This is a genomic window from Streptomyces javensis (genome assembly GCF_039525925.1).
Classification (GTDB): domain Bacteria; phylum Actinomycetota; class Actinomycetes; order Streptomycetales; family Streptomycetaceae; genus Streptomyces; species Streptomyces asiaticus.
The window spans coordinates 130,722-155,677 of the sequence record NZ_BAAAIF010000007.1; the positions used below are offsets into that span (position 1 = coordinate 130,722).

The following is a 24,956-nucleotide window of genomic DNA, read 5'->3' on the forward strand; positions in this document are numbered from 1 at the left end:
CCCCCGGTCGCGTCGCCCGCCCCACCGTGCGGAGCTACGCTCGAAAGGGAGGGACTCGGTTCGCCTTCGAAGGGAGCGTTTCCGTGTCCGTCACATCACGCGCGGCGGCTCCGGCGCCGCTGCCCCGACATCGCGAGTGCCCCTTCGATCCGCCCGCCGCCTACGCGGCGCTGCGGGAGGACGGCGGGGCCAGTCGGCTGGCGTTCCCGGACGGCAAGGTGGGCTGGCTGCTCACCCGCCACGAGGACGTGACGCGGCTGCTGGCGGACGACCGCTTCAGCTCGGACCGCCGCCGGACCTCCTCACCGGTTCACGCGTTCCCGGTCCGCCCGGACGACCGCCGGATGCTGGGCTCGTTCATCGGCATGGACCCACCCGAGCACACCCGCTACCGGCGGCTGCTGAGCAAGTGGTTCACCGCCCGGGGGCTGCGGGGGCTGCAACCGCGGATCGAGGAGATCGTCGAGGACCACCTGGCCGCGATGGAGCGCGCCGGTCCCCCGGCCGACCTGGTGACGTCGTTCGCCCAGCCGATCCCGTCGCTGGTGATCTGCGAGCTGCTGGGGGTGGAGTACGAGGACCGGGCCGATTTCCAGCGGTGGGCCACCGTGCTGCTCCGGCTCGGCCAGCGCGAGGAGGAGGTGTACGCGGCCCGGGACGCGCTGTGGGAGTACATGCGGGGGCTGATCGATGCCAAGCGGCGGCGGCCGGACGAGGCGCTGCTCTCGCGTCTCGTCAACGGCGAGCACGGCGCGCCCGGCGGCCCCGGCAGCGCCACGGCGGCCGGGCTGACCGACGAGGAGCTGACCGGTGTGGGGCTGCTGCTGCTCGTCGCGGGCCATGAGACGACGGCGAACATGCTGGCCCTGGGCACCTACGCGCTGCTGCGCCACCCCGATCAGTCACGCGGGGTGCGCGAGCGGCCCGAGGTGATCGACCACGCGGTCGAGGAGCTGCTGCGGTATCTGACCATCGTCCAGTTCGGGATCGTACGGGTCGCGCGGGAGGACCTCGAGATCGCCGGGGCGCGGGTACGGGCCGGGGAGACGGTGGTCGGGGCGCTGGCCTCGGCCAACCGGGACGCCGCGCGGTTCACCGTCCCGGACACCCTGGACATCGCCCGCGAGCCGGGCGATCAGATCGCCTTCGGCCACGGCATTCACCAGTGCCTGGGTCAGCATCTGGCGCGGATGGAGATGCGGACGGCCTACCCCGCCCTGCTGCGGCGCTTCCCCACGCTCCGCCTGGCGGTGCCGCCCGGCGAGGTGCCGCTCCGCCACGACATGCTGATCTACGGAGTCCACCGGCTCCCGGTCACCTGGGACCGGGCCGTCGGTTAGGCGGCCGGCAGGTCCGCCCACCAGGTGATGCCCTCATGGCAGGTGTGGCTGCCGTGGCGCGAGGACAGCGCGGTGACGATGCCGAGCCCGCGGCCGTGCTCATCGGGCTCGATCTCCTCGTCCGCCCGCTGATCGGCGGGGATCGGACCCCCATCGGTGACCTCGATGCGCAGGCCGGTCCCGCCCTCGCACTCGGTCCAGCTCAGCCGCAGCACGGCCGGGGGCAGGGCGTGCAGGATCGCGTTGGTGACCAGCTCCGAGATCACCATGAGCGCCTCGTCGAACCGGTCGGCCGGCAGCTCCCATTCGGACAGCAGCGCGTGCGCCCGCCGCCGTACGGTGGCGACGGCCTCGCAGATGTGCGGGACGGGCAGCACATGGTCGCCGGCGTCGTTCACCGCGGGCCGGTCCCGGGCCTCCTCGCGCATCGCCGCCGACGGCCGGTCCGGGATCTCGTCGCGGGCGGCCCCCGACGCCGTCAGGGAGTCCGGGTCCGGCGCCTGGGAGCCGATGAGACGGACGTCGGTGAGGTCGACGGTCCCCGCGGCCTGCCCGATCACGCCGTGCCCGGTGATACCGGGCCCGGTGATGCCGGGCGTCGGCAGGCTCAGTTGTTCCGCCACGTCTCCTCCTCTCCAAGACGGGTTGTGTGCCGGGCACCCTTCGGGTCACCTTTCGGCATACTGGTCTTCTTGTCCCGATACGGACGCTATGGGCACCAACCGCCGGGGTCAACGAATCCGGGTCGGCATTGCCGAACGTTTGGCGTCCTCGCCGACAGGCTGCGCCACTGGCCGAAGAGCTACGATCGCGACATGGCCGGCCCGGTGCAGTCCATCGAGCGGGCGGCGGCGATCCTGCGGCTGCTCGCCCAGGGGTCCGGTCGGCTCAGTCTGGGCGAGGTGGCGGCCTCGCTCGGCCTCGCGAAAGGCACCGCGCACGGCATCCTGCGCACCCTCCAGAGCGTCGACTTCGTCGAACAGGACAAGGCGACGGGGAAGTACCAGCTCGGCGCGGCGCTGCTGCACCTTGGGACCAGCTATCTCGACATCAACGAGCTGCGGTCCCGCTCCACCAACTGGACCGACGCCCTGGCCGCGCGCAGCGGTGAGGCGGTCCGCCTCGGAGTGCCCCTGGAGGGCAAGGTCCTCATCGTCCACCACGTCTTCCGGCCCGATGACACCTTCCAGACCCTGGACGTGGGCTCGCTGCTGCCCCTGCACGCCAGCGCGCTGGGCAAGATCCTGCTGGCGTACGGGGCGACTCCCGTGGAGCCACTCATGGAAACCGAACTGGAGAGCTACACCCGGCACACGCTCGACTCCCCCCAGCGGCTGAGCCGGGCGCTGGCCGAGATCCGCGACACCGGGTGGGCGTTCGCGGCACAGGAAATGATGATGGGCGAGGCGGACATCGCGGCGCCGATCCGCGGACAGGGCGGCCTGGTGGTGGGCGCGGTCGGCATATCCGGCGCCGTGGACCGCCTCTGCGACAGCAAGGGACGGCCGCATGGCTCGCTGGTCGGACTGACGCGCGACGCCGCCCGGGCGATCTCCCGCGATCTCGGCGCGGCCCGCTGGTGATGATGCCCCATGCCCTGCTCCAACCCGCCCGAAGGCAGGCCAGGCCATGGTTGAACGCTATGTGATGTCCATCGACCAGGGCACCACGTCCACCCGGTGCATCCTCTTCGACCACCAGGGACGGCTGGTCTCGGTCGGCCAGCGGGAACATGAGCAGTACTTCGCCAGGCCCGGCTGGGCCGAGCACGACCCCACCGAGATCTGGTCCCATCTGCGGCGTGTCGTCGTCCCCCGGGCCCTGGAGGGCGCGGGGATCCGCCCCGAGCAGATCGCGGCGATCGGCATCGCCAATCAGCGCGAGACCACGGTGGTCTGGGACCGCCGCACCGGCGTTCCGGTCGGCCACGCCATCACCTGGCAGGACACCCGTACCAGCGGCTATGTCGAGGAGCTGCGGCGGACCACCGGTGACGACTTCTTCCTGGAACGCTGCGGTCTTCCGCCCACGACCTACTTCTCCGCGCCCCGGCTGCGCTGGCTGTTCGACCATGTCGACGGCTTGCGCGAGCGCGCGGCCCGCGGCGAAGTGCTGTTCGGCACGATGGAGAGCTGGCTGATCTGGAACCTCACCGGAGGGCCCGACGGCGGACTGCATCTGACCGACGCCACCAACGCCAGCCGCACCATGCTGATGAACATCCGCAGCCTGGCCTGGGACGATGAACTGCTGGCCTATTTCGATGTGCCCCGGGCGATGCTGCCGGAGATCCGCTCCTCCGCCGAGTGCTACGGCATGGCCCGCGCCCTGCTGCCGGACGTACCGATCTGCGCGGCCCTCGGCGATCAGCAGGCGGCGCTGTTCGGGCAGACGTGCTTCGCCCCCGGCGAGGCGAAGTGCACCTATGGCACCGGCAGCTTCCTCCTGGTCAACACCGGCACCGAGCTCGTACGGTCCCGGCACGGACTGCTGACCACGGTGGGCTACAAGGTCGGCGGCGAGCCGCCGGTCTACGCCCTGGAGGGCCCCATCGCCGTCACCGGCTCGCTGGTGCAGTGGTTCCGCGACCGGCTGGGTCTGATCCACAGCGCCCCGGAGATCGAGACCCTCGCCCGCGGCGTGGAGGACAACGGCGGCTGCTATATCGTCCCCGCCTTCTCCGGGCTGTTCGCCCCGCACTGGCGCAGCGACGCGCGCGGGGTGATCGTCGGGCTCACCTCGTACATCACCAAGGGGCATCTGGCCCGGGCCGTCCTGGAGGCCACCGGGTGGCAGACCCGGGAGGTGGTCGACGCCGTCAACGCCGACTCACCCCGGCCGCTGCGCCAGCTGAAGGTGGACGGCGGGATGACCTCGAACAATCTGCTGATGCAGTTCCTGGCCGACGTCCTGGACATGCCCGTGGTGCGCCCCATGGTCTCCGAGACCGTCTCCCTCGGCGCCGCCTACGCCGCCGGGCTCGCCTCCGGCTACTGGCCGGATCTGGAGGGGCTGCGCCGCAACTGGCACCGCGCGGCCCAGTGGATGCCCACGATGGACCCCGCGCGCCGGGAGGCGGAGTACGAGAGCTGGCGGCGGGCGGTCGAGAGGTCGCTGGGCTGGGCCAGGTCATAGCCCGGGGCATATTCCTCCAGGGCCCGCGCGGGAATCGAGGCGGAACGGGACGTGTGAGTTCCCCGAGGCGGGGTATTCGAGCCAGCCGCGGCTGTTCACTCGAGCCGCTCTGGGACCCAGAAACCCATGAAGACCCAAAACCCGATCCATGGACGGAATCATGACCAGCCCTTCCGATGAAAACGTCTCCGCCACCCAGCAGGCCCTAGGCGAGCTGGCGGCCGACCGGGCGGACGAGTCGGCGCTGAACACCCTTGCCAACAGTGAGGTCCTCCTCCCCTCCGCCGAGACCGGAGAGGAGACGGACCCGCAGGCCGTGACCCTGCCCGTGTTCCAGCAGGAGGACGGCGCGCAGCTGGTACCGGTCTTCACCACTCCGGCCCGGATGCACCAGGCCCTGCCCCAGATCGAGCGGTACCACCTGGTGCCGCTGGGCGCGCTGGCCCAGGGATGGCCCTCCGAAGAGCTCTCGCTGACCATCGACGCGGGCGCCCCGGAGGCGGTCACCCTCTCGGCCACCGGCGTGCGGAGCCTGCTCAGCGGCTCCGGCCCGGCCGCCTGACCCTCCCGCGGCGGCCCGTGCCCCTTACTCGTACGGGCACGGGCCGCGGCGATGCCCGATCCCGGCGGGCCGCCCGCCGAAGCGGGCCGCTCGCTGATTGGCCACCGTCCCCGCTCATCGTCTACCGTCCCGTGGACAACTGATCACGGGAAGAGACCGGCGGGACGGACCACGTGAGCGCGATCAACATCGGACAGGCCGCCATTCTCGGCATCGTGGAGGGGGTCACCGAATTCCTCCCGGTATCGTCCACCGGCCACCTCAAGATCACTGAGGGGCTGATGGACATCCCGGTGGACGACAAGTCCGTCGTGGCCTTCACCGCGGTGATCCAGGTCGGCGCCATCGCCGCCGTCCTGCTGTACTTCTTCCGCGACATCAGCCGCTTCGTCACCGCATGGGCGCGCGGGCTGGTCAACCGCGAGGAGCGGTACCACCACGACTACAAGTTCGCCTGGTGGGTCATCTACGCCACGATCCCCATCGTGATCGTGGGCCTGGCCGCCAAACCGCTGATCGAGGGCCCGCTCGCCTCCCTGTGGGTGGTGGCCGCCTCGCTGATCGTGGGCAGCGGGCTGATGTGGCTGGCCGACCGGATGGGCCGCCACAAGCGCGGGGAGGACGACACCAGCGTCAAGGACGCGATGCTGATCGGCTCCTCGCAGATCCTCGCGCTGCTCTTCCCCGGCTTCTCCCGCTCGGGCGCCACGATGGCCACCGGCCTCATGCTCGGTCTGGACCGGGTGGCCGCCACCCGGCTCTCGTTCTTCCTGGGCATTCCGTCGCTGACCGGCGCGGGGCTCTACGAGCTCAAGGACGCCATGGGCGGTGGCGTGGGCACGATGCCGCTCGCGGTGGGCACGGTGGTGTCCTTCGCCGTGGCCTACGCCTCCATCGCCTGGCTGCTGAAGTTCGTCGCCAAGCATTCGTTCAACGCCTTCGTGATCTACCGGATCGTGATCGGCGTGGCGCTGTTCGGGCTGCTCGGCGCGGGTGCCCTCAACGCCTGACGCCATCGCCCCAGCGGCTCGCCGGATAGTCGACATAGCCGCCCGCGCCGCCGGTGTAGTACGTGCCCGGGTCGCCCGCCGCCAGCTCGCGGTCCAGGGCGAACCGGGCCACGAGGTCGGGGTTTGCCACGAAGTGGGTGGCGTAGGAGACGGCGTCCGCGAGCCCGGGCCCGATCACCGCGTTGCCGGTCTCCCGGTCGAAGCCGTGGTTGGCGATCAGCGGGCCGTCGAAGAGGCGCCGGTAGCGGGCGAAGGCGTCGTGGTCCGGGGCGGCGCCCGGCGCGGCGGGGGCCGGTCCGCGCAGATGCAGATAGGCCACGGGGTGGTCGCCCAGCTCCGCCACCAGCGCGTCGTAGTCGGCGAGCGTCCGCTCGTCGGCGGTGAACCGCTCGGCGGTCCAGTACGGCGACAGCCGCACGCCCACCCGGCGGCCGTCCCAGGCCGCGGCCACCGTGTCCACGATCTCCATCAGCAGTCGCCGCCGCCCGGCCGGGTCGCCGCCGTAGGCGTCTCGGCGGAGGTTCAGCCGTGGATTGAGGAACTGCGGGATCAGGAACGAGCCCAGGGCGTGCACCTCGACGCCGTCGAAACCGGCGCGGCGGGCGTTCACCGCGGCCGCGCCGTACTCCGCGACCGTGTCCCGGATGTCGGTGATCGTCATCTCCCGCGGGGTGACCGTGGCCTTGGGCCCGCCGGGGGTGTGGGTCCGCTCCCGGGGGTCGACCGCCGACGGACCGGCCGGAAGTGCGCCCCCGAGGTGGTCGGGGTGCGAGGCGGCGCCGGTGTGCCACAGCTGGAGCACGATCCGCCCGCCGAGGGCGTGGACGACATCGGTGACCCGGCGCCACCCGCTGATCTGCTCCCCGCTGTAGACACCGGGGACGTTCGGGAAACCGATGGCCCGCTCGCTCACCCAGGTCCCCTCGGTGACGATCAGCCCGGCCCCGGCCCGCTGGCCGTAGTAGTCCGTGTGCATACCGTTCGGGACCAGCCCCTCGCCCGTGGCCCGGGCCCGGGTCATGGGCGCCATCACCACCCGGTTGGGCAGCCGGAGGTCCCCCAGCTCCGCGGGGCGCAGCAGCGGCTGGTCCAGGACGGTCGAACAGGTGGTGGTCATGGTGTCTCTCCTCGTCACCTCTGCCGCGTGGGATACGTCGTGGTTACGTCTGAGGAAGTGACGGAGCGCGGCGCGGAAAGGTGACCGATGGACGGGCGGAAAGCGGGGGACGGACAGCGGGAGCACCGGCAGGACGGCCTGGCGGAGCGGTTCGAGACCCACCGCGGCCAGTTGCGGGCGGTCGCCTACCGGATGCTCGGCTCGACCAGCGAGGCGGACGACGCGGTGCAGGAGACATGGCTGCGGCTCAGCCGCGCGGATGCCGAGGCGGTCGGGAACCTGACCGGCTGGCTGCGGACGGTCGTCTCCCGGATCTGCCTGGACATGCTGCGGTCCCGCACCGCGCGCCGGGAGGAGCCGGTCGGCCAGGAGCTGCCCGAGCCGGCCCGGGAGACCGGGGACGGCGGCGGTCCGGAGGACGAGGCGGTGCTGGCCGACTCGGTCGGCAGGGCGCTGCTCGTGGTGCTGGACACGCTGGGCCCGGCCGAGCGGGTCGCCTTTGTGCTGCACGATGTGTTCGCGGTGCCGTTCGACCGGATCGCGCCCATCGTGGAGCGCTCACCGGTCGCCGCGAAGAAGCTCGCCAGCCGCGCCCGCCAGAAGGTGCGGGGCATCGCGACGGTGCCCCGCGCCGAGCTGGACCGGCAGCGGCGCACCGTCGACGCCTTCCTCGCCGCCGCCCGCGGCGGGGACCTGGCGGCGCTGCTCGCGGTGCTGGATCCGGATGTGGTCCGGCGCGCCGACCGCGCCGCCCTGCCCGAGGGGGTGCCCACGGTGGCCCGCGGTGCGCGGGCGGTGGCGGAGGAGACCGCCGGTTTCGCGCCGAGGGCGCGGTTCGCGGAGCCCGCGCTGGTGAACGGGTCCGTGGGGGTCGTCGTGGCCCCGCGCGGCCGGCTGCTCCTCGCCCTGACCGTCACCGTCGAGGCCGGGAGGATCGCCGCGTACGAGGTGATCGCCGACCCCGCGCGGCTGAGCCGTCTGGAACTCGGCCTCCTCGACGACGTACGGCCTCACGTAGCCTCGGCCCATGGGTGATTTACTGCCGTATCTGATCGTGGCCGGTGTGCTCGCCGCGCTCATGGGCTTCCTCGGCTGGGTGGCGTCCCTCGCCCGGCGCCGTGGTGCCACCGGGGCGGCCCTGCGGGCGGCCCTGGCCTCCCACGACGAGGCTTTCCGGGTGACCGCGTACGACTCCCACCACGAGATCGTGGCGCAGGCGGAGCGCAAGGCGCCGATCCTCTCCCCCGACGGTCAGTGGACGCCGAGCCACACCCTGGCGGACGGCCGCCGGTCCTCCGGCCCGCGGGCTCCCCGGGCCCGGCGGGGGCTGCTGCGCCGGTGGGGCCGCCGGCGCGGGGGTCGCTGAGGCCCTAGGAGGACGCCGCGGCCGCGGGGTAGTCGGCGCCGAGGGTCACCTCGCGCCAGGTGTCGAAGGTGGCCCTGAGGGAGTCCAGCCGGGCCTGGGCGATGTCGTAGGCGGCCTTGCCCAGCAGCAGCCGCAGCGGGGGTTCCGCCGCCTCCACCGCGCCGATGATGGCCTCGCTCGCGCGGACCGGGTCGCCGGGCTGGTGGCCGTAGGTGGCGAGGGTGCCGGCCCGCCGTGCGCCCGCGGTCCCGGCGTAGTCGTCGATGGTGGTGGCGGACTGGCGCATGGAGGGGCCGGACCAGTTGGTGCGGAAGGCGGCGGGCTCGACGATCGTCACCTTGATGCCCAGTGGGGCCACCTCGGCGGCGAGCGACTCGGACAGGCCCTCCACGGCGAACTTGGTGGCGTGGTAGTAGCCGGTGGCGCCGAAGGCGGCCAGGCCGCCGAGGGAGGAGATGTTCACGATGTGGCCGGCGCGGCGGGCGCGCATGCCCGGCAGCACCGCCCGGGTGACGTCCACCAGGCCGAAGACATTGGTGTCGAACAGGGCCCTGACCTCCTCGTCCTCGCCCTCCTCGAGCGCGGCGAGATAGCCGTAGCCGGCGTTGTTGACGAGTACGTCGACGCGGCCGAAGGCGGTTTCCGCCTCCTTCACCGCCTCCGCCACCCGGTCCTTGTCGGTGACGTCGAGCGCCAGGGCCAGCGCGCGGTCCCCGTGGCCGGCGACGATGTCGGCCACCTGCCGGGGATCGCGGGCGGTGACCACCGCGCGGTGGCCGTGGCCGAGGACGGCGGTGGCCAGTGCCCGGCCCAGACCGGTGGAACAGCCGGTGATGAACCAGACGGGCGAGTCGTTGACGGTCATGACGGTCATGCGGAGGAGTCCTTCGTCGTGGTGCTCATGGGGTCGTGGGGCGCCTCCACCACGTCGGCGGTGAGGCTGCCCAGCAGGGCCAGCGCCTGCTCGGACGGGCTGTCCGGCTCGGCCTGGTAGACGATGAGCTGCTGACCGGGGGCGCTGTTCACGGTCAGTGCCTCGTACTCCAGCGTCAGCTCACCGACCAGGCGGTGCCGGAAGCGCTTGGTCTCGTGGGTCTTCTGGCGGATGTCATGGCGTGCCCACAGCCGCCGGAACGTCTCGCTCTTCAGCGACAGCTCACCGACGACGGCGATCAGTTCGGGGTCCTCGGCGTCGATTCCGGCCGCCGCGCGGAGCCCGGCGACGGTGTTGACCGCCACCCGGTCCCAGTCGGGGTAGAACTCCCGCGCGTCCGGGTCGAGGAAGACCAGCCGCACCAGATCCCGGCTGTGGGTGTGGCCGTCGAACAGGGCCCCGCCCAGGGTGTTGTGGGCCAGTACGGTCAGACAGCGCCCCAGGACCACGGCCGGGGTCCGCGGCCAGCCCTCCATCATCCGCAGCAGGGTCGGGCTCACCCGCTCCCGCCGCGCGGCCGGGCGGCGCCGGCGGGGGGCCGGACTGGCCAGCCGGTGCAGATGGGCGACCGCGTCCTCCTCCAGCACCAGCGCCCGGGCCAGCGCCTCGACCACCTGCGCCGAGGGATGCCGCTCCCGGCCCTGCTCCAGCCGTATGTAGTAGTCGGTGCTGACCCCGGCCAGCAGCGCCACCTCCTCCCGGCGCAGCCCCGCCACCCGGCGCCGGCCGGCGGGCGGGATGTCCACGTCCTCGGGCCGCACCCGTTCACGGCGGGCGCGCAGAAAGCGCCCCAGAGGGTTCTCGCTGTCCATGAAAGCGAGCGTAGACCGGGGAAAGCGCGGTCAGGGCCTCGTAAGGTGGCCGCGCTACTCCTACCCTGGTCCGGGGGGTGCCGCCCATGGACCACTACGGGGAGCGCAGGGTCGGCCGGGGGCCGGACGCGGACGGCTGCCCGGTGCGGCGGGGGCCGGACGGGGTCTGGCGGGTGTCCGGCTACGAGGAGGCCCGCGCCGTACTGCGCGCCACGGCCACCGTGCAGGCCGGGCTCGGCGTCGAGACGGTGGAGAAGCTGCCGTCCCGGTTCCGGCGGCCGGTGCTCTACCGGGACGGTCCGGAGCACCGCGAGGACCGGCGGCAGACCGCCCGGTTCTTCACCCCGCGCCGGGTCGACGAGCACTACCGCGAGGTCATGGTCAGGGTGGCGGAGGCACAGCTCGGCACCGTCCGGGAGACCGGCCGGGGCCACCTCGCCGATATGAGTTTCCATCTGGCCATCGAGGTGGCCGGTGCCGTGATCGGCCTGACGGAGAGCCGGCCCGGGATCCGGGGGCGGCTGGAGCGGTTCTTCCCCGAGAAGTTCGGCACCCCCGGGCTGACCAGCCTCCACGGGATCCGCTGGCTGGTGCGGCAGAACGCCAACTGGCTGCGGGTCTACTGGGGCGATGTCCGCCCGGCCGTACGGGCCCGGCGGCGACGGCGGCGCGACGACCTGATCTCCCATCTGCTGGACGAGGGGTGTTCGTCCGGCGAGATCCTGGGGGAATGCCTCACCTTCGCCGCCGCGGGCATGGTCACCACCCGGGAGTTCGTCAATATGGCCGCGTGGCATCTGTTCGGCGACACCGCCCTGCTGGCGCGGTACCGGGCCGCCGACGAGCCCGGCCGGATCGCGATCCTCCAGGAGATCCTCCGGCTCGAACCGGTCATCGGCCGGCTCCGCCGCCGTACCACGGCACCGCTCCGGCTGCCCGGCGGCGGCCAGGACCCGGGCGCCGAGGTGACGGTCCCGGCGGGGGAGTTGATCGACATCCTGCTGCACCGCGCCAACCTCGACGCCCGTACGGTGGGCGAGCGGCCGGAGCGGCTGTGTCCGGGCCGCCCGATGGCCGGGGGCGCGGGGGCTCCGGGGCTGTCCTTCGGGGACGGTGCGCACAAATGCCCCGGGGCCACCATCGCGCTCCTGGAGACGGATGTCTTCCTCAGCCGGCTGTTCGCCCTGCCCGGCATCCGTATGGCCGCCCCGCCCAAGGTCGGCTTCAAGGACGGCATCGACAGCTATGAGCTGCGCGGCTTGGCAGTGGTGTGCACCGGACGGACCTGACCGGCCGGTGACGGGCGCGGCTCAGCGCGGGTACAGCCGCCGCCGTGCCGTGGTGAAGCGGGCCAGGGCGTCCGGGAGCGGGTCGATGCCGATACCGGGCGCGGTGGGCACCGGGAGGTGACCGTCCCGGAGGACGAACGGCTCGGTGATGTCCTCGGCGAAGTACCGGCCGGAGGCCGAGGTGTCACCGGGCAGGGTGCAGCCGGGCAGGGCGGCGAGGGCCAGGTTGGGGGCGCGGCCGATACCGGTCTCCAGCATGCCCCCGCACCACACCGGGACGCCGTGGGCGGCGGCGAGGTCGTGGATGCGGCGGGCCTCCGGATAGCCGCCGACCCGGGCCGGTTTGATGTTGATGACCCGGCAGGCGTCCAGCGCGATCGCGGACGCGGCGTCGCGCGCGTTGTGGATGGACTCGTCCAGACAGACCGGGGTGGTCAGCCGCCGCTGGAGCCGGGCGTGGGCGTGGAGGTTGTTCTCCTCCAGCGGCTCCTCGATGAGCAGCAGCCCGAACTCGTCCAGTTTCCCGAGGTGTTCGGCGTCGGCGAGGGTGTAGGCGGTGTTGGCGTCGACCTGAAGCGGCAGCGCCTCGCCGAACCGTTCCCGTACCGCGCGCACCGGCGCCACGTCCCAGCCCGGCTCGATCTTCAGCTTGATGCGCACATAGCCCTCGGCGAGATACCGCTCGACGTCGTCGATCAGTTCCGGCAGGGAGTCCTTGATGCCGATGGACACCCCGGCGGGCACCCGCTCGTGGACCGAGCCGAGGAAGGTGGCGAGCGGCATGCCGTGGGCGCGGAGTTCGGCGTCGAGCAGCGCGGTCTCCAGCGCCGCCTTGGCCAGCTCATGGCCCTTGACGGCGGCCATGGCGGGGGCGAGGGCCGCGGTCGTGGGCGTGCGGAGGGCGGCCACCCGGGGCAGCAGGAAGTCGCGGATCACGATCTCCGCACCGGCGATGAACTCCGCGCAGTACAGCGGCTCCGGGTCGGCGGCGAACTCCGACCAGCCCTCCGCCCGGTCCGTGACGATATGCAGCAGAAAGGTGTCCTTGCTGGTCATCGTCCCGAAGGAGGTGCGGAAGGGGGTGATCAGCGGAAGGGAGACATGGAGCAGTTCGGCGCGTTCGAGCCTCATGGCCGCGGGTCCTCTCCGGGGGTGGTCGGGGTGGGGTTCCGGGTGAGCCGGTACCAGCCGTCGCGGGACATCGCGGTGGCCCGGAAGCCCTCGGCGTACGCCTCGGTGAAGACCTCGCGCACGGCGTGCCGCCAGCGCAAGCCCAGGGCCGGGTCGGCGGTGCGCAGCGCGACGACGTCCCCGGGCACCCTGCACCACAGCCGGTCCTCGTGGCGGGCGGCGAGCGGGCCGCCGTCGGGGGCGTGCCGGACGACCGGGGCGGCCGCCCGGGCGCCGGTGTCGTCGGCGGAGGCGGGGGCGGGTCGCGCGAGGAGGTCCCAGCGGGCGGTGAGCCGGTCGCTCTCGTCGCCGTCGTTCACCCCGTCGTTCATCGGCCCGTAGAGGTCGACCAGGTACTCGGCGCCGACGGCACCCAGTTTGACCAGGTTGAAGCGGGCGTTACGGGCGACCAGCGGGTCGAAGGTCCAGCGCATGGTGTGGGCCCCGCGCTCCAGCGCCCAGCCGCGCTGGGCCTGTTTGACGGCGTGGCCGACGCCCCGGTCGGAGGCGGTGGCGGCGGCCACGAGCGAGTACACCTCCCGGTCGGCCGGCGGGCCGAAGACCGCGACCGCGGCGCCGGAGAGCCGTTCGCCGCCAGGTTCGGCCGGGTACGCGGCGTGCACCGCGCCGCCCGCGTGGACGATGCTGTGCAGCACCTCGGCGGGATAGGGCGGGTTGCTGCGCGGCAGCCGCCACACGTCGGCGAAGAAGTCGGCCACCGCCTGGACACCGGCCACGTCGTGGACGGTGCGGACGGCGACCCCGGCGGCGTGGGCGGCGGCGGTGGCCAGCGCCTCGGCGTCCATCGTCACTGATGTCATGGGCTCGAGTCTCCCGGGGCGCGCACGCGCTCGGCTTGTCCGGACGCACAAGCGCGACCTAGGGTCCTGTTGCGATCAGCCAATCGCCTCGCGCGTCAGCCCCCTGGAAGGCCCGGTACCGCCCATGGACACCCGCACCCTCGGGGAGCTTCTGGACACCCTGGGCGAGCCCGCGCTGCGGCTGCTCGCCGCCCCGTCCGGGCTCACCTCGCCCGTCACCGAGGTGCTGCTGTACGACGCCCACGCCCCGTTCCCGGACCGGGCGCCCGGCGCCCTGCTGCTGGCGGTCGGGGTGCGGGCGGACGCGGCCGGGGCGCTGGTGGACGAGGCGGCGGCCGCGCGGATGGCGGGTCTCGTCGTACGCGGCGAGGGCGGACCCTCGTCCGGGCAGGGGCTCGGGCACGGTCAGGGGCAGGAACTCGCGTCGGGGCGCGGGCAGGGGCTCGCGGACGCCGTCGCCCGGGCGCGGGAGCGGGGGCTGGCCCTGCTCACCGTGGACGAGGACGCGGCCTGGCACCATGTCCATCTGCTGCTGGCCGGGGCGGTCGGAGCCCGGCCCTCCCCCGCGGGCGGCGCCGCGCTCGGCGATCTGTTCTCGCTCGCGGGCGCCGTGGCCACGGCCGTGGGCGGCGCCACGGTGATCGAGGACCCGCGCCAGCGCATCCTCGCCCACTCCACCATCCCCGGCCAGCCCGTGGACGAGCCCCGGCGCCAGGGCATCCTGGGCCGTCAGGTGCCGGGCAGCCCGGAGAACACCGAGCAGTACCGGGTGCTGTTCGCCTCCCAGGGACCGGTGCGCCTGCCCGCCCTCAGCGCCGAGGAACTGCCACGGCTGGCCGTCGCCGTACGGGCGGGCGGTGAGACCCTCGGCTCGCTGTGGGTCGTCGACGACGGAACCCTCGCACCGGACGCCGAGGAGGCGCTGGCCCAGGGCGCCTCCACGGCCGCCCTGCTCCTGCTGCGGGCGCGGGCGGCACAGGAGTTGTCCCGCCATATGACCGGCGATCTGCTGCGCCGCCTCCTGGACGGCACCGCCGAGCCCGCCACCGCCGCCGAGCGCCTGGGCCTGGCCCCCGGCACCCCGGTGCGGGTGGCCGCCTTCGCGCTGGAGGGCGCGGCGGGCGCGCCGGACGGGGAGCAGGCCGCGCTGCGGCTGCTGGACCTCGTACGGCTCCAGTGCGAGGCGCGGTACGGGCGGCATGCCTGTGTGCTGGTCGACGGGGTGGTGTACGCGCTGCTGCCGGTCGCCGACGGGCGGGCCGGGGAGCGGCAGCGGCGGCTGGCCGAGGACATCGTGCGCCGCGCGGGGCAGGCCCTGAGGGTGCCGGTGCGGGCCGGTCTCGGCGATGTGGTGCCGGAGGTGGCGGAGGTCCGCGGCTCGCGGGAGGACGCCGATCTGGTGCTGCGGGTGCTGGGCCCGGACGAGTCGGTGGCCGCCATGGCGGAGGTCCGGGCCCGCGCCGTACTGCTCCGGCTCACCGAACTCCTGGGCGAGCGGCGGGAGTTGACGGCAGGGGCCTGGCGGGACATCGTGGCGTACGACGCCGGGCACGGCACGGACTACGCCCGGACGCTGGTGTGCTGGCTGGACGCCGGATGCGATATGGCGCGGGCGGCGCGGCTGCTGGCCGTCCACCCCAACACCTGCCGCTACCGGCTGCGGCAGGCGCGGGCGCAGCTGGGCATCGACCTGGACGACCCGGACGAGCGGCTGGTGCTGTGGCTCCAGCTGCGCACGCTCGCCGGACTGCGGAGCGCGTGCGCCTGAGCGCTCCGCTGGAAGTGCCCCGAACCGCCGTCGATCGTCCGCGGCGCCATCGTGGCTGGTCGCGCCCGCGCGGCGGAGCCGCACATCGGCACGGCCCCGCGCCCCTCCGGGGCGCCTCTCGAACCGCGGCCGGCTTCCACCGACCTGGTCAGGGCCGTCCCGCGGATTCAGCCGAGCCAGCCCATGAGCCGTGCCTCGCACTCCCGCAACTGCTCCACCGGCACATACTCGCCCGCGGTGTGGGCCAGGGACGGGTCGCCGGGGCCGTAGTTGAGCGCCGGTGTGCCGAGCGCGGCGAAGCGGGCGACATCGGTCCAGCCCAGTTTGGGGCGGGGCGCCGCGCCGAGGTACGCCACGAGCGAGGCGGCCGCTTCCTGGTCCAGGCCGGGGAGGGCGCCCGGGATGTTCTCGGTGATCCCGACCTCGTACTCGGGGAAGAGATCGCGTACGTACGCCTCGGCCTCCCGTGGTGAACGGCTGGGCGCAAACCGCAGGTTGACCGTGATGACGCACAGGTCGGGCACCACATTGCCGGCCACGCCCGCGCGCACGGCCACGGCGCTCAGCCCCTCGCGGTACTCCAGCCCGTCGATGGTGATCCGCTCGCAGGTGTGCTCGTCCAGGCGCCGCAGAACGGTGGCGGCGCGGTGGGCGGCGTTGACCCCCTTCCAGGCGCGGGCGGTGTGCGCCCGCTCGCCGCGTACGGCGATGTCCGCCATCAGCACACCCTGGCAGCCCGCCTCGACACCGGCGTCCGAGGGTTCCATGAGGATCGCCAGATCGGCCCGGACCAGTTCGGGGCGTTCCGCGGCGATCCTGGCCAGGCCATTGCGGTCGCCGGCCACCTCCTCGCATTCGTAGAACACGTAGGTGATGTCGTGCGCGGGCGCGGGGAGCGCCGCCGCCAGCCGGAGGGCGACCGCGACACCGCCCTTCATGTCGCAGGCCCCGAGGCCGTAGAGCAGTCCCCCGTCCAGCCGGGAGGGGAGGTTGTCCGCGGCCGGGACGGTGTCCAGGTGCCCGGCGATGACCACCCTCCGGTCGCGGCCCAGCCGGGTGCGGGCCACGACGGAGTGGCCGATCCGCTCGACGGTCAGCCACGGCAGGGCGCGCAGCGCTCCCTCGACGGCGTCGGCGAGCGGGGCCTCATGGCCGCTTTCCGAGGGGATGTCGACCAGGGCGCGGGTGAGCGCGAGCACATCGGCGGTGGGATCGAGCGGAGTCATGGGGTGGTCTCCGGTTCGGGGGCGGGGCGGTTGAGGGTGTTGAGGGTGGAGTGCCGGATGCCGTACAGCCCGTAGACCGCGAGTCCGACCGCCATCCAGGCGCCGAAGGCGATCCAGGTGTCGGCCCCCAGCCCGTACATCACATACCCGCAGCAGGCCACGCCCAGCAGGGGTGTCACGGGCGCGAGCGGCACCCGGAAGCTGCGTGGCGCGTCCGGCTTGCGCCGGCGCAGGATCAGTACGGCCAGGTTGACCAGGGCGAAGGCGAAGAGGGTGCCGATGCTGGTGGCGTCGGCGAGGTCGCCGAGCGGGATGAGCGCGGCGAGGAGGGCGACGAAGGCGGAGACGATGAGGGTGCCCGCGCGCGGCACCCCGGTGCGCCGGTGGACCCTGGAGAACAGCCCCGGGACCAGCCCGTCGCGGGACATCGAGAACAGGATGCGGATCTGCCCGTACTGCACGGTGAGGACCACGCTGGTGGTGGCGACGACGGCGCCGATGGACAGCAGGATCGGCCACAGCGCGCCACCGCCGACGGAGCGCACGAGGACCTGGCTGAGCGTGGCCTCGGTGCCCTCGAACCGCTGCCAGGGCATCGCGCCGACCGCCGCCAGCGCCACCGCGCAGTACAGGGCGGTGACCAGGCCGAGCGAGAGGACGATGGCGCGCGGCAGATCGCGCTGCGGGTTCTTCGCCTCCTCCCCCGCCGTGGAGGCGGCGTCGAAGCCGATGTAGGAGAAGAAGAGCGAGGAGGCGCCCGCGGTCATCCCGGCCGTGCCGAGGGGGAAGAGCGGCCGGAAGTTCCCGGCGTGGAAGGCGGTGAAGGCCACCGCGCAGAAGATGACGAGCGCGGCCAGCTTCACCGCCACCATCACGGTGTTGACCACGGCGCTCTCCCGGGCGCCGCGCACCAGCACCACCATGGCGAGGACGACGATGGCGGCGGCGGGGACGTTCAGCACCCCGCCGTCGCCGGGCGGGGCGGCGAGCGCGTCGGGCAGGGTCCGGCCGATGGTCAGCTGAAGCAGCTCATTGACGTACTGGCCCCAGCCGACCGCGACCGCCGCCACGGAGACCCCGTATTCGAGGATCAGACACCAGCCGCACACCCAGGCCACCAGCTCGCCCAAGGTGGCGTAGGTGTAGCTGTACGAGGACCCGGCGCCCGGGATCATGCCCGCGAGCTCGGCGTAGGACAGGGCGGAGAACAGCGCGGTGACCCCGGCGAGGACGAAGGAGAGCACCACCGCCGGGCCCGCCTGCGGCACCGCCTCGCCGAGCACCACGAAGATCCCGGTGCCGAGCGTGGCGCCGACGCTGAGCAGGGTGAGCTGGGTCAGCCCCAGGGTGCGGCGGAGCGGGCCGCCACCGGCCTCGGCGACCAGCTCCGCCACCTCCCGGCGGCGGGTCAGTCTGCCGACCGGGCCGGTGGCCCGGCCCGGGGCCCGCCCGCCGTGCGGTTGTGTTCGCACACCGTTCACATTGCCTCCCTTGTCCGCGCCGCCGCGCTGTACGGCCCCTGATGATGCGGAAGGAAGCGGCCGGGGAGGTGCACGCATCGGCCAAAGACCCGCCCATGGCTTTGACCGTTCGGCCAACGCCCGGCCGCGGCTACGCCGTGCGCGAGCGGCCCAGCAGCGCCAGGGAGCAGACGAGGGACACGGCCACCAGCGCCATCTGGTAGATCACGACCGGCACGATCGATCCACCGGTCGAGTGCAGCAGCCACTCGCCGACCAGGGGTGCCGTACCGCCGATGAGCGCCGAGCACAGCTGGTAGGAGAGGGAGATACCGGTGTAGCGCACCGAGATCGGGAAGGCCGCGGCGAGCAGTCCGGCCAGGATCGCGTAGTTCATCGCGCCGGTGATGCCCAGCAGACAGATGCCGAGCCCCACGACGACCGGCTGGGTCGTCGAGACACAGGCGTACATCACCGGCACCAGAGCGAAGTTGAGGCCCAGCAGGCCCGCCACGGTGCGGCGCGGGCCGAAGCGGGCGGCCAGCACCACCCCGAAGGGCTGGGTGATGAACTGAAGGACGCTGTAGACGAGCAGCACGTTCAGCATGGTGGAGCGCTCCATGCCGAGGCTGTCGGTGGACCAGGACAGCACGAAGGTGGTGATGAAGTAGGTGGCGGCGATGCCGATGGAGCTGGCGAGCACACCGAGCGCGAGGGAGCCGGGGTGACCGGTGATCAGCTCCCGCAGGGGCACCTTCGCGACCCGCTTCTCGTCGCGCAGCCGGGCGAACTCCGGGGATTCCTCGACCTTGAGCCGCACCACCAGACCGATGACCACCATCACGGCGGAGAAGAGGAACGGCACACGCCAGCCCCAGGCGTCGAAGTCGTCGTCCGGCAGCTGGGTGAGCAGCGCGAACATCCCGGTGGCCAGGATCGATCCGGCCGGTGACCCCTGCTGGGCGAAGGCGCCGAAGGACAGCGCCTTCCCCTTGGGCGCGTGTTCGCTGGCGATGAGAACGGCGCCACCCCATTCGCCGCCCACCGCGATGCCCTGCACCATGCGCAGCAGCACCAGCGCGATCGGCGCGGCGACGCCGACCTCGTCGTAGCCGGGCAGCAGCCCGATCAGGGTGGTGGCGATGCCCATCATCAGCAACGTGGTGACCAGGGTCTTCTTCCGGCCGATCCGGTCGCCGAGGTGGCCGAAGACGATGCCGCCGATCGGCCGGGCGAGGAAGCCGAGCCACAGGCTGCCGAACGCCTCCAGCGCGCCGGTGGTGTCACCGCCGCCCCCGAAGAAGATCTTGCCGAGGACGAGCGCGGAGGCGGTGGAGTAGATGTAGAAGTCGTACCACTCGACGGTGGTGCCGATGAACGAGGCGAGACCGGCCTTGCGGGCGGTCCGCTCGCGGTCGGTGGCCGGGGCTCGGTCCGTGGCCGCGGCGGGGGCGGTGGGCTTGCTCATGGTCAGCGTCCAGATATGCGGTCGGCGAGACGGGCGATGGGGGATGTGGTGGTGCGGCCGGCGGACTCCGAGCGGTCGGCGGCGCGGTACGCGGCGTACATGCCGTGCACCCCGATCCACCGGAACGGTTCGGGCTCCCAGCGCCGGGTGCGGTGGCCGACCCAGGGCAGCGCGGTCAGCTCGGTGGAGCGGCCGAGCAGCAGATCGCTCAGGGTGCGTCCGGCGAGGTTGGTGGCGGCCACGCCGTGGCCGACGTATCCACCCGCGAAGCCGACGCCGGTGGCGGGGTCGTAGTCGATCGAGGCGCACCAGTCGCGGGGTACGGCCAGCACCCCCGACCAGGTGTGGTCGATGGCGGCCTCGGCGGTGTCCGGGAAGAGTCCGGTGAGGATCCGCCGCAGGGCGCGCACGGTGTCCGTGCTGGTCTGCCCCGCCCGGTCGGTGCGGGAGCCGAACTTGTAGGGCACTCCGCGGCCGCCGATGGCGATACGGCCGTCCGCGGTGCGCTGTCCGTAGGTGTACGCGTGGGTGGCGTCGCTGAGGAGTTCCTGCCCCTCCCAGCCGAGCCGCTTCCACAGCTCGTCGGGGAGCGGCTCGGTGACGATCATCGAGGAGTTCATCGGCAGCCAGGTGCGCCGCTCGCCCTCGATACCGCTGGTGAAGCCCTCGGTGGCACGGACGATCCGGCCCGCGCGGATGGTGCCGAACGGGGTACTGACCCGGCCGGGGGCGATGGCGGTGACCGGGGTGGACTCCAGGATCCGCACGCCCCGCGCCTCCACCGCTGCGGCCAGGCCGCGCACCAGCTTGGCCGGGTGGACCCGGGCGCAGTGCGGATTGTGGTAGCCGGCCAGCGCCCCGTCCAGGCGCAGCCGCTCGGCGAGCCGGGGGGCGCTCAGCCACTCCAGGTCCTGCCCGCCCCAGTGGCGCAGCTGGTCGTACGCGGCGCGCAGCCGGGGCAGTTGGGCGGCGCCATGGGCGACGGTGAGATAGCCGCTCTTGACGATGTCGGCCTCGATGCCCTCGGTACGGGCCACCGAGATCACCTCGTCCACGGTGTGGATCATCTCCCGCTGGAGGGCGATCACGGCCTCGCGCCCGCGCTTCCTCGCATAGGTCCCGGCCGATCCGGCGATCTTGCAGCTGAGCCAGCCGGCGTTCCGCCCCGAGGCGCCGAATCCGGCGAACTCCCGCTCCACGACGGTGATGTCGAGATCGGGGGCGGCCTGTTTGAGGTAGTACGCGGTCCACAGCCCGGTGAAGCCCCCGCCCACGACGCACACATCGGTGTCGAGGTCGCCGTCGAGCGGCGGACGCCGTTCGGGGAAGCCGGTCTGGCGGTACCAGAAGGACACATTTCCGTTCAGCACTGCGGCACTCAGCCAATCGTGGTCGAACGGCCGCTGGTCGGGCGGCCTGGGATGGCCCCGGTCTCGTCGCGGATCGAAGTGGCTCGAGGAGGCGGGCGGGGTGGGATGGGTCAGTAGCTGGGTGGGCTGATCACCCACAGCACCCGGGCGGCCGCCCCGGCCGACTCGCTCAGCCGGTGCGGTACGGCCGAGGAGTAGCGGATGCTGTCACCGGCCCCGAGGGTGAAGGAGCGCTCGCCGAGCTGGAGCCCGACCGTGCCCTCGAGGACGTACAGGAACTCCTCCGAGTCGCCGTGGCTGTAGAGGGTCTCTCCCGTGGAGCCATGGGCGTCGAACTCCCCCAGGAACACCTCGAGATGGTGCTGCGGCCCGGGGGTCAGCCGGAACTTGCGCCCGCCGAGCACCCCGAGGGCGAGCCGGGGCGCCTCCTCGGCGCGCAGCACGCTCGGGCCGCTGGTGAAGTCGTCGCCGAACAGATCGGCCACCTTCAGGCCGAGCGCGGCGGCGACCTGCTGGAGGGTGGCGATGCTGGGATTGGCCTGCCCGCGCTCTATCTGGCTGAGATAGCCCTCACTGATCCCGGCGGCCTCGGCGACGGTCCGCAGCGTCAGCCGGCGCGCCTTGCGCAGCGCGCGCAGCCGGTCGCCCACGGACTCGTCGGCGGTTTCCGCGGCCCGGTCCGTGGCGTGTTCGTTCTCCATGGCCGCACACGCTAAGAGTGCTGAGCGGGTGGCACAAGAGTCTGAACTGAAAACTCAGAAAACTTTACTGAGTGCCGGGTCCGGCACTCAGCCCGTCCAGGGTGAGGTCGAGGAGGCGGTCGGCCCGCTCCCGCTGTTCGGGCTTCCCCGAGGCGAGGGCGATGCCGGTGAGAGCGGCGAACATGTCGGTGGCGTCGATGTCCGACCGGATCACCCCGGCCGCGACGGCGGCGTCCATCAGCCGGGAGAGCGCGTCCTGGATCAGCTCGTGGCTCTGGGCGTACGGATTGACCCCCGACGCGACCACGCCGCGCAACGCGTCCGCCATGCCCAGCTTGGCGTTGGCGTAGTCCATGAAGCGGGCCAGCCACGCCCGCAGGGCCTCGCGCGGGGGCAGGGCCGCCAGCAGTTCGGGGGCGGCGTCGCAGAGCCGGGCCAGCTCATTGCGGTAGGCGGCCTCGATCAGCAGCTCGCGGGTGGGAAAGTTCCGGTAGAGGGTGCCGGTGCCCACGCCCGCCTCCTTGGCGATGCGCTCCAGGTGGGCGTCCAGCCCTTCCTCGGCGAACACCCGCACCGCGGCGGAGAGGATCTTCTCCCGGTTGCGCTGTGCGTCGGCCCGCAGCGGGCGCCCTGGATCCCTGGCCATCGGCGGCTCTCCTCATTCCCCGGTTGCTAAGTGGAGGCGCGCCCACTTAGTGTGGGATGAAGTGGCGGCGCCTCCACTTCTCACTGTAGGCCATCGCCGCCCCCTCCTTTCCCCTGCCCTCCCACAACGTTTCCCTGGAAGGAACCCCCATGACATCGGGTATCGAAGGCAAGGTCGTCGCCATTACGGGCGCGAGCAGCGGTATCGGCGAGGCGACCGCGCTGCTGCTGGCCGAGCGCGGCGCCAAGGTCGTCCTCGCGGCGCGGCGGTCGGACCGCATCGAGGCACTGGCGGCCCGGATCGCCGGGGCGGGCGGCGAGGCCGTCGCCGTCGTCACGGATGTGAAGCGGCGCGCGGATCTGGCCCGCCTGGTCACGACGGCACGCGAACGGTACGGAAAGCTGGACGTCCTGGTCAGCAACGCCGGTATCAGCCCGATCTCCGCCCTCGACGATCTGCGCGTCGAGGACTGGGAGGCGATGGTCGACGTCAACATCAAGGGTGTGCTGTACGGCATCGCGGAGGCCCTGCCCGTCTTCCGGGAGCAGGGCTCCGGACATTTCGTGCACACCCTCTCCACCGCCGGGCTGACCATCGTCCCGACGATGGCGGTCTACGCCGGCACCAAGAACGCCGTGCGCGCCATCTCCGAAGGGCTGCGCCAGGAGGCCGGTGAGACGCTGCGGGTGACCACCGTCTCGCCGGGGTTCATCCGGACGGAGCTCGCGGGTTCCATCACCGACCCGGACGCGAGGAGCGGGATCCAGGCCGGCATGGACAAGATCGCGATCTCCCCGGACGCCATCGCCCGCGCCATCGCGTTCGCCATCGAGCAGCCGGCCGATGTCGACGTCAATGAGATCGTGGTCCGTCCCACCGCGCAGAGCTGAGCCGTGGACCCGGGGGTCAACCGGCGGGCGCGCGGCCGGTGCCCAGGAGCGCGGCATGGACGGCCGCGGTGAGCACCACGGCCGCGAGTGCCCATGAGATCCAGCCCCCCGGGTCCGGCAGCCACTGCCGTCCGAGCGCGATCGGATAGATGGCCACCGCGTATCCGGCGGGTACGGTACGCGGCACGATCCCCTTTCGGGCGGCGCCGAGGAATAACAGCGGGGCCAGCAGTCCGGCCGAAAACACCACGCCCACCACCCACAGCGCCCGGTGCCGCGGACCGCCGTAGAGAGGGGGCCGTGCGGATGTTCCAGTGGAATATTCGTTCACGATCGCCTTTCGTTCGGCGCGGAGTGCAGACGATTGAGTGCGTGACGTGCGCTCACGGCACCGATACCGTCCAGATCACGGAGCTGACGGGCGGAAAAACCGGAGAGCAGTTCGAGATTATCGATACCGGCCCTGAGTAATGCATTGGCCAAACGATGTCCGATTCTGTCGTGTCCGAGGGCATCGAAGAGTTCGCCTCCCTCACAGGAACCGCAGTGCCGTCCGGGCGCGCTCGGCGTCATTTCCCGGGCGCCGCACCCACCGCACATATCGATCACCCGACCATCCCAGCGCGCCCTCGACCAGCTCATTTGCACGATGACTTCGCGAAGCGCACCGACGCTGTCGGCCGCTGAGGAGGAATGAGTGGCGCCACAGATGTCACATCGAATGGTGATCGAATGGCTCATGTGAGCATGATGGCAGAGAGCCTTCCCCCGAGCCTTCCCCGTCATCGCTTTGCGGCCGCTCGGCCGCCCATGGGACATGCGTTTCTCACAGCCGCTTGATGACAAATGCGACTGTTACGCCGCTCGGAGTGGTGAAAGCGTGAGCTAACAGTGGACAGCGAAGAGTCCGGGGGGAGTCCGCGCGAGCCGTAGTCAGCGGCTTGAATCCCGTCTGCACGACGGGGAACGCACCAGCGACAATCCGGTTTCCGGCCGAGTGCTGTCACCGCGAGCCCCACCGGGCTCATTTGACCGACAACGGAAACGGCTGGGTGATGACAGACAACGCGACGGACAAGGGTGCCGCCGATACCAGGGGGCGCCGTCACCGGAGATGGCGCGTATCCGCGGCGCTGGGTCTGACGGCGGTGCTGGCGGGCGGCGGGATCGCCGCCCTCCGGACGACCGGATCGCCCGCGTCCGATGCCTCGGAGCCCACGGCCGTCGTAGCCTCACACTCCGGCCGGCTGACCTCGGAGGAATCGCGCGAGGCGTCCCGTATCGCCATCGACGCCGCCAGCAGGCCCGGGACCGCGAAGGACCGTCAGAAGGCGGCGAAGCAGGGCGACGGGGAGCGGAACGCCGCCGGCGGCTCCGGCGCCGAGCCGCTGGACACCCGCCGTCCGCTCCGGGCCAAGTCGGCGTCTTCCGCGACCGACAGCCGGGCCGAGGTGCAGCTCTACGACTACGCCTCGGACACCCTCATCACCAGGGTGATCGATCTGCGCTCCAAGAAGGTCCTCGACACCGCCCGCCAGCACGGCGTCCAGCCGCCTCCCACCCTGGCCGAGGCCCGCGAAGCGGTGAAGGTCATCCTCGCCGACCGCCGGCTCGGCCCGGGGATGCGCGAGTCCTACGCCTCGCAGACCGGGAAGCGGCTGACCTCGCCCGCCCAACTGCGCCTCCAGAGCATGTCGTTCCTCGGCTCACGGGCCGAGGGGGTGGACGGTGCCCGGAAGGTGCCCCGGTGCGGTGAGCACCGGTGTGTGCAGCTGTTCGTGCGCATTCCGGGTGGCAAGTGGATCGACACCAGCCGGATCGTCATCGATCTGTCGGCCAGGCGCGCCGCCGTCATCGGCCTGTGAGAGGAG

25 protein-coding genes are annotated in these 24,956 nt (G+C 72.5%); 11 read left to right on the forward strand and 14 right to left on the reverse strand.

All coding sequences use genetic code 11. The annotated features are described in order from the left end of the window. Positions 1-83 precede the first annotated feature (83 nt). On the forward strand, positions 84-1,340 hold the full coding sequence (locus tag ABD329_RS09635; RefSeq protein ID WP_198277603.1) for a cytochrome P450: 1,257 nt from the start codon (positions 84-86) through the stop codon (positions 1,338-1,340). On the opposite strand, the gene ABD329_RS09640 is transcribed toward ABD329_RS09635, so the two are convergent. Beyond that, positions 1,337-1,963 carry an ATP-binding protein gene (locus ABD329_RS09640; protein WP_309142739.1) on the reverse strand — a complete coding sequence of 209 codons (627 nt, stop codon included), beginning with the start codon at positions 1,961-1,963 and terminating at the stop codon, positions 1,337-1,339. The genes ABD329_RS09635 and ABD329_RS09640 overlap by 4 nt on opposite strands. Positions 1,964-2,155: 192 nt before the next feature. On the opposite strand from ABD329_RS09640, the gene ABD329_RS09645 reads away from it, so the two are divergent. From ABD329_RS09645 to ABD329_RS09660, 4 genes are all read left to right on the forward strand, one after another. After that, a complete protein-coding gene (locus tag ABD329_RS09645) occupies positions 2,156-2,923 on the forward strand; it encodes an IclR family transcriptional regulator (protein WP_198277602.1) in 768 nt (255 codons plus the stop codon). A 46-nt stretch (positions 2,924-2,969) separates the two neighbouring features. Further along, on the forward strand, positions 2,970-4,475 hold the full coding sequence (gene glpK, locus ABD329_RS09650) for a glycerol kinase GlpK (RefSeq protein ID WP_198277601.1): 1,506 nt from the start codon (positions 2,970-2,972) through the stop codon (positions 4,473-4,475). Positions 4,476-4,635: 160 nt separating this feature from the next. Then, positions 4,636-5,037 (forward strand): SseB family protein, encoded by a 402-nt coding sequence (locus tag ABD329_RS09655; protein ID WP_037964666.1) that lies wholly within the window; start codon positions 4,636-4,638, stop codon positions 5,035-5,037. Positions 5,038-5,210: 173 nt separating this feature from the next. After that, positions 5,211-6,047 (forward strand): undecaprenyl-diphosphate phosphatase, encoded by an 837-nt coding sequence (locus ABD329_RS09660; RefSeq protein ID WP_198277600.1) that lies wholly within the window; start codon positions 5,211-5,213, stop codon positions 6,045-6,047. Here the strand turns inward: ABD329_RS09660 and ABD329_RS09665 are convergent. Next, positions 6,037-7,164: an alkene reductase gene (locus ABD329_RS09665; RefSeq protein ID WP_198277599.1), complete on the reverse strand. Its 1,128-nt coding sequence runs from the start codon at positions 7,162-7,164 to the stop codon at positions 6,037-6,039. The two genes, ABD329_RS09660 and ABD329_RS09665, sit on opposite strands and share 11 nt — an antisense overlap. An 87-nt stretch (positions 7,165-7,251) precedes the next feature. Between ABD329_RS09665 and ABD329_RS09670 the strand changes: the two genes are divergently transcribed. After that, on the forward strand, positions 7,252-8,199 hold the full coding sequence (locus ABD329_RS09670; RefSeq protein WP_198277598.1) for a sigma-70 family RNA polymerase sigma factor: 948 nt from the start codon (positions 7,252-7,254) through the stop codon (positions 8,197-8,199). Beyond that, positions 8,192-8,530, forward strand: a complete 339-nt coding sequence (locus ABD329_RS09675; protein ID WP_198277597.1) for a hypothetical protein — start codon at positions 8,192-8,194, stop codon at positions 8,528-8,530. The genes ABD329_RS09670 and ABD329_RS09675 overlap by 8 nt, the downstream gene beginning before the upstream one ends. A gap of 4 nt (positions 8,531-8,534) precedes the next feature. Here ABD329_RS09675 and ABD329_RS09680 read toward each other — a convergent pair whose 3' ends face one another. Then, the gene (locus ABD329_RS09680) at positions 8,535-9,395 is read right to left on the reverse strand and encodes an oxidoreductase (protein ID WP_198277610.1); all 861 of its coding nucleotides are present in this window, start codon (positions 9,393-9,395) and stop codon (positions 8,535-8,537) included. Positions 9,396-9,400: 5 nt separating this feature from the next. Beyond that, the gene (locus tag ABD329_RS09685) at positions 9,401-10,276 is read right to left on the reverse strand and encodes a helix-turn-helix transcriptional regulator (protein ID WP_198277596.1); all 876 of its coding nucleotides are present in this window, start codon (positions 10,274-10,276) and stop codon (positions 9,401-9,403) included. A gap of 86 nt (positions 10,277-10,362) precedes the next feature. Here ABD329_RS09685 and ABD329_RS09690 point away from each other — a divergent pair, with 86 nt between their 5' ends. Next, positions 10,363-11,565, forward strand: a complete 1,203-nt coding sequence (locus ABD329_RS09690) for a cytochrome P450 (RefSeq protein WP_344316226.1) — start codon at positions 10,363-10,365, stop codon at positions 11,563-11,565. A gap of 21 nt (positions 11,566-11,586) precedes the next feature. Here the strand turns inward: ABD329_RS09690 and menC are convergent, their stop codons facing one another. Together menC and ABD329_RS09700 are read right to left on the reverse strand one after the other, a co-directional pair. Beyond that, positions 11,587-12,696, reverse strand: coding sequence for an o-succinylbenzoate synthase (menC, locus tag ABD329_RS09695; protein ID WP_198279439.1), 1,110 nt, complete (start codon positions 12,694-12,696; stop codon positions 11,587-11,589). Beyond that, complete coding sequence (locus tag ABD329_RS09700; RefSeq protein WP_246618772.1) at positions 12,693-13,556, reverse strand: chorismate synthase; 864 nt, start codon at positions 13,554-13,556, stop codon at positions 12,693-12,695. Before ABD329_RS09700 ends, menC begins: the two co-directional genes overlap by 4 nt. A 124-nt stretch (positions 13,557-13,680) precedes the next feature. Between ABD329_RS09700 and ABD329_RS09705 the strand changes: the two genes are divergently transcribed. After that, positions 13,681-15,324, forward strand: a complete 1,644-nt coding sequence (locus tag ABD329_RS09705) for a PucR family transcriptional regulator (protein ID WP_198279440.1) — start codon at positions 13,681-13,683, stop codon at positions 15,322-15,324. A 167-nt stretch (positions 15,325-15,491) separates the two neighbouring features. On the opposite strand, the gene dapE is transcribed toward ABD329_RS09705, so the two are convergent. From dapE to ABD329_RS09735, 6 genes are all read right to left on the reverse strand, one after another. Continuing rightward, on the reverse strand, positions 15,492-16,550 hold the full coding sequence (dapE, locus tag ABD329_RS09710; protein WP_198279441.1) for a succinyl-diaminopimelate desuccinylase: 1,059 nt from the start codon (positions 16,548-16,550) through the stop codon (positions 15,492-15,494). After that, on the reverse strand, positions 16,547-18,031 hold the full coding sequence (locus ABD329_RS09715; RefSeq protein ID WP_425574306.1) for an amino acid permease: 1,485 nt from the start codon (positions 18,029-18,031) through the stop codon (positions 16,547-16,549). Before ABD329_RS09715 ends, dapE begins: the two co-directional genes overlap by 4 nt. Before the next feature lie 130 nt (positions 18,032-18,161). After that, the gene (locus ABD329_RS09720; protein ID WP_198279443.1) at positions 18,162-19,478 is read right to left on the reverse strand and encodes an MFS transporter; all 1,317 of its coding nucleotides are present in this window, start codon (positions 19,476-19,478) and stop codon (positions 18,162-18,164) included. A 2-nt stretch (positions 19,479-19,480) separates the two neighbouring features. Next, positions 19,481-20,848, reverse strand: coding sequence for an NAD(P)/FAD-dependent oxidoreductase (locus ABD329_RS09725; protein ID WP_309142828.1), 1,368 nt, complete (start codon positions 20,846-20,848; stop codon positions 19,481-19,483). Between the two features lie 110 nt (positions 20,849-20,958). Then, the gene (locus ABD329_RS09730; protein ID WP_198281211.1) at positions 20,959-21,549 is read right to left on the reverse strand and encodes a helix-turn-helix domain-containing protein; all 591 of its coding nucleotides are present in this window, start codon (positions 21,547-21,549) and stop codon (positions 20,959-20,961) included. Between the two features lie 64 nt (positions 21,550-21,613). After that, positions 21,614-22,195: a TetR/AcrR family transcriptional regulator gene (locus tag ABD329_RS09735; RefSeq protein ID WP_198281210.1), complete on the reverse strand. Its 582-nt coding sequence runs from the start codon at positions 22,193-22,195 to the stop codon at positions 21,614-21,616. Between the two features lie 149 nt (positions 22,196-22,344). Between ABD329_RS09735 and ABD329_RS09740 the strand changes: the two genes are divergently transcribed. Continuing rightward, positions 22,345-23,085, forward strand: a complete 741-nt coding sequence (locus ABD329_RS09740) for an SDR family oxidoreductase (RefSeq protein WP_198281209.1) — start codon at positions 22,345-22,347, stop codon at positions 23,083-23,085. A gap of 16 nt (positions 23,086-23,101) precedes the next feature. On the opposite strand, the gene ABD329_RS09745 is transcribed toward ABD329_RS09740, so the two are convergent. After that, positions 23,102-23,416 (reverse strand): hypothetical protein, encoded by a 315-nt coding sequence (locus tag ABD329_RS09745; protein ID WP_198281208.1) that lies wholly within the window; start codon positions 23,414-23,416, stop codon positions 23,102-23,104. Continuing rightward, positions 23,413-23,826: a helix-hairpin-helix domain-containing protein gene (locus tag ABD329_RS09750; protein ID WP_198281207.1), complete on the reverse strand. Its 414-nt coding sequence runs from the start codon at positions 23,824-23,826 to the stop codon at positions 23,413-23,415. Before ABD329_RS09750 ends, ABD329_RS09745 begins: the two co-directional genes overlap by 4 nt. A 314-nt stretch (positions 23,827-24,140) precedes the next feature. Between ABD329_RS09750 and ABD329_RS09755 the strand changes: the two genes are divergently transcribed. Beyond that, the gene (locus ABD329_RS09755; protein ID WP_198281206.1) at positions 24,141-24,950 is read left to right on the forward strand and encodes a hypothetical protein; all 810 of its coding nucleotides are present in this window, start codon (positions 24,141-24,143) and stop codon (positions 24,948-24,950) included. The last annotated feature ends 6 nt before the right edge of the window (positions 24,951-24,956 follow it).

What these genes read in the sequence shown, in the direction of transcription:
- ABD329_RS09645 (WP_198277602.1), top strand. Translation starts at nt 2,156, where the DNA reads ATGGCCGGCCCGGTGCAGTCCATCGAGCGGGCGGCGGCGATCCTGCGG.
- glpK (WP_198277601.1), top strand. Translation starts at nt 2,970, where the DNA reads ATGGTTGAACGCTATGTGATGTCCATCGACCAGGGCACCACGTCCACC.
- ABD329_RS09655 (WP_037964666.1), top strand. Translation starts at nt 4,636, where the DNA reads ATGACCAGCCCTTCCGATGAAAACGTCTCCGCCACCCAGCAGGCCCTA.
- ABD329_RS09665 (WP_198277599.1), bottom strand. Translation starts at nt 7,164, where the DNA reads ATGACCACCACCTGTTCGACCGTCCTGGACCAGCCGCTGCTGCGCCCC.
- ABD329_RS09670 (WP_198277598.1), top strand. Translation starts at nt 7,252, where the DNA reads ATGGACGGGCGGAAAGCGGGGGACGGACAGCGGGAGCACCGGCAGGAC.
- ABD329_RS09675 (WP_198277597.1), top strand. Translation starts at nt 8,192, where the DNA reads ATGGGTGATTTACTGCCGTATCTGATCGTGGCCGGTGTGCTCGCCGCG.
- ABD329_RS09680 (WP_198277610.1), bottom strand. Translation starts at nt 9,395, where the DNA reads ATGACCGTCAACGACTCGCCCGTCTGGTTCATCACCGGCTGTTCCACC.
- ABD329_RS09685 (WP_198277596.1), bottom strand. Translation starts at nt 10,276, where the DNA reads ATGGACAGCGAGAACCCTCTGGGGCGCTTTCTGCGCGCCCGCCGTGAA.
- ABD329_RS09690 (WP_344316226.1), top strand. Translation starts at nt 10,363, where the DNA reads ATGGACCACTACGGGGAGCGCAGGGTCGGCCGGGGGCCGGACGCGGAC.
- menC (WP_198279439.1), bottom strand. Translation starts at nt 12,696, where the DNA reads ATGAGGCTCGAACGCGCCGAACTGCTCCATGTCTCCCTTCCGCTGATC.
- ABD329_RS09700 (WP_246618772.1), bottom strand. Translation starts at nt 13,556, where the DNA reads ATGACATCAGTGACGATGGACGCCGAGGCGCTGGCCACCGCCGCCGCC.
- ABD329_RS09705 (WP_198279440.1), top strand. Translation starts at nt 13,681, where the DNA reads ATGGACACCCGCACCCTCGGGGAGCTTCTGGACACCCTGGGCGAGCCC.
- dapE (WP_198279441.1), bottom strand. Translation starts at nt 16,550, where the DNA reads ATGACTCCGCTCGATCCCACCGCCGATGTGCTCGCGCTCACCCGCGCC.
- ABD329_RS09720 (WP_198279443.1), bottom strand. Translation starts at nt 19,478, where the DNA reads ATGAGCAAGCCCACCGCCCCCGCCGCGGCCACGGACCGAGCCCCGGCC.
- ABD329_RS09730 (WP_198281211.1), bottom strand. Translation starts at nt 21,549, where the DNA reads ATGGAGAACGAACACGCCACGGACCGGGCCGCGGAAACCGCCGACGAG.
- ABD329_RS09735 (WP_198281210.1), bottom strand. Translation starts at nt 22,195, where the DNA reads ATGGCCAGGGATCCAGGGCGCCCGCTGCGGGCCGACGCACAGCGCAAC.
- ABD329_RS09740 (WP_198281209.1), top strand. Translation starts at nt 22,345, where the DNA reads ATGACATCGGGTATCGAAGGCAAGGTCGTCGCCATTACGGGCGCGAGC.
- ABD329_RS09750 (WP_198281207.1), bottom strand. Translation starts at nt 23,826, where the DNA reads ATGAGCCATTCGATCACCATTCGATGTGACATCTGTGGCGCCACTCAT.
- ABD329_RS09755 (WP_198281206.1), top strand. Translation starts at nt 24,141, where the DNA reads ATGACAGACAACGCGACGGACAAGGGTGCCGCCGATACCAGGGGGCGC.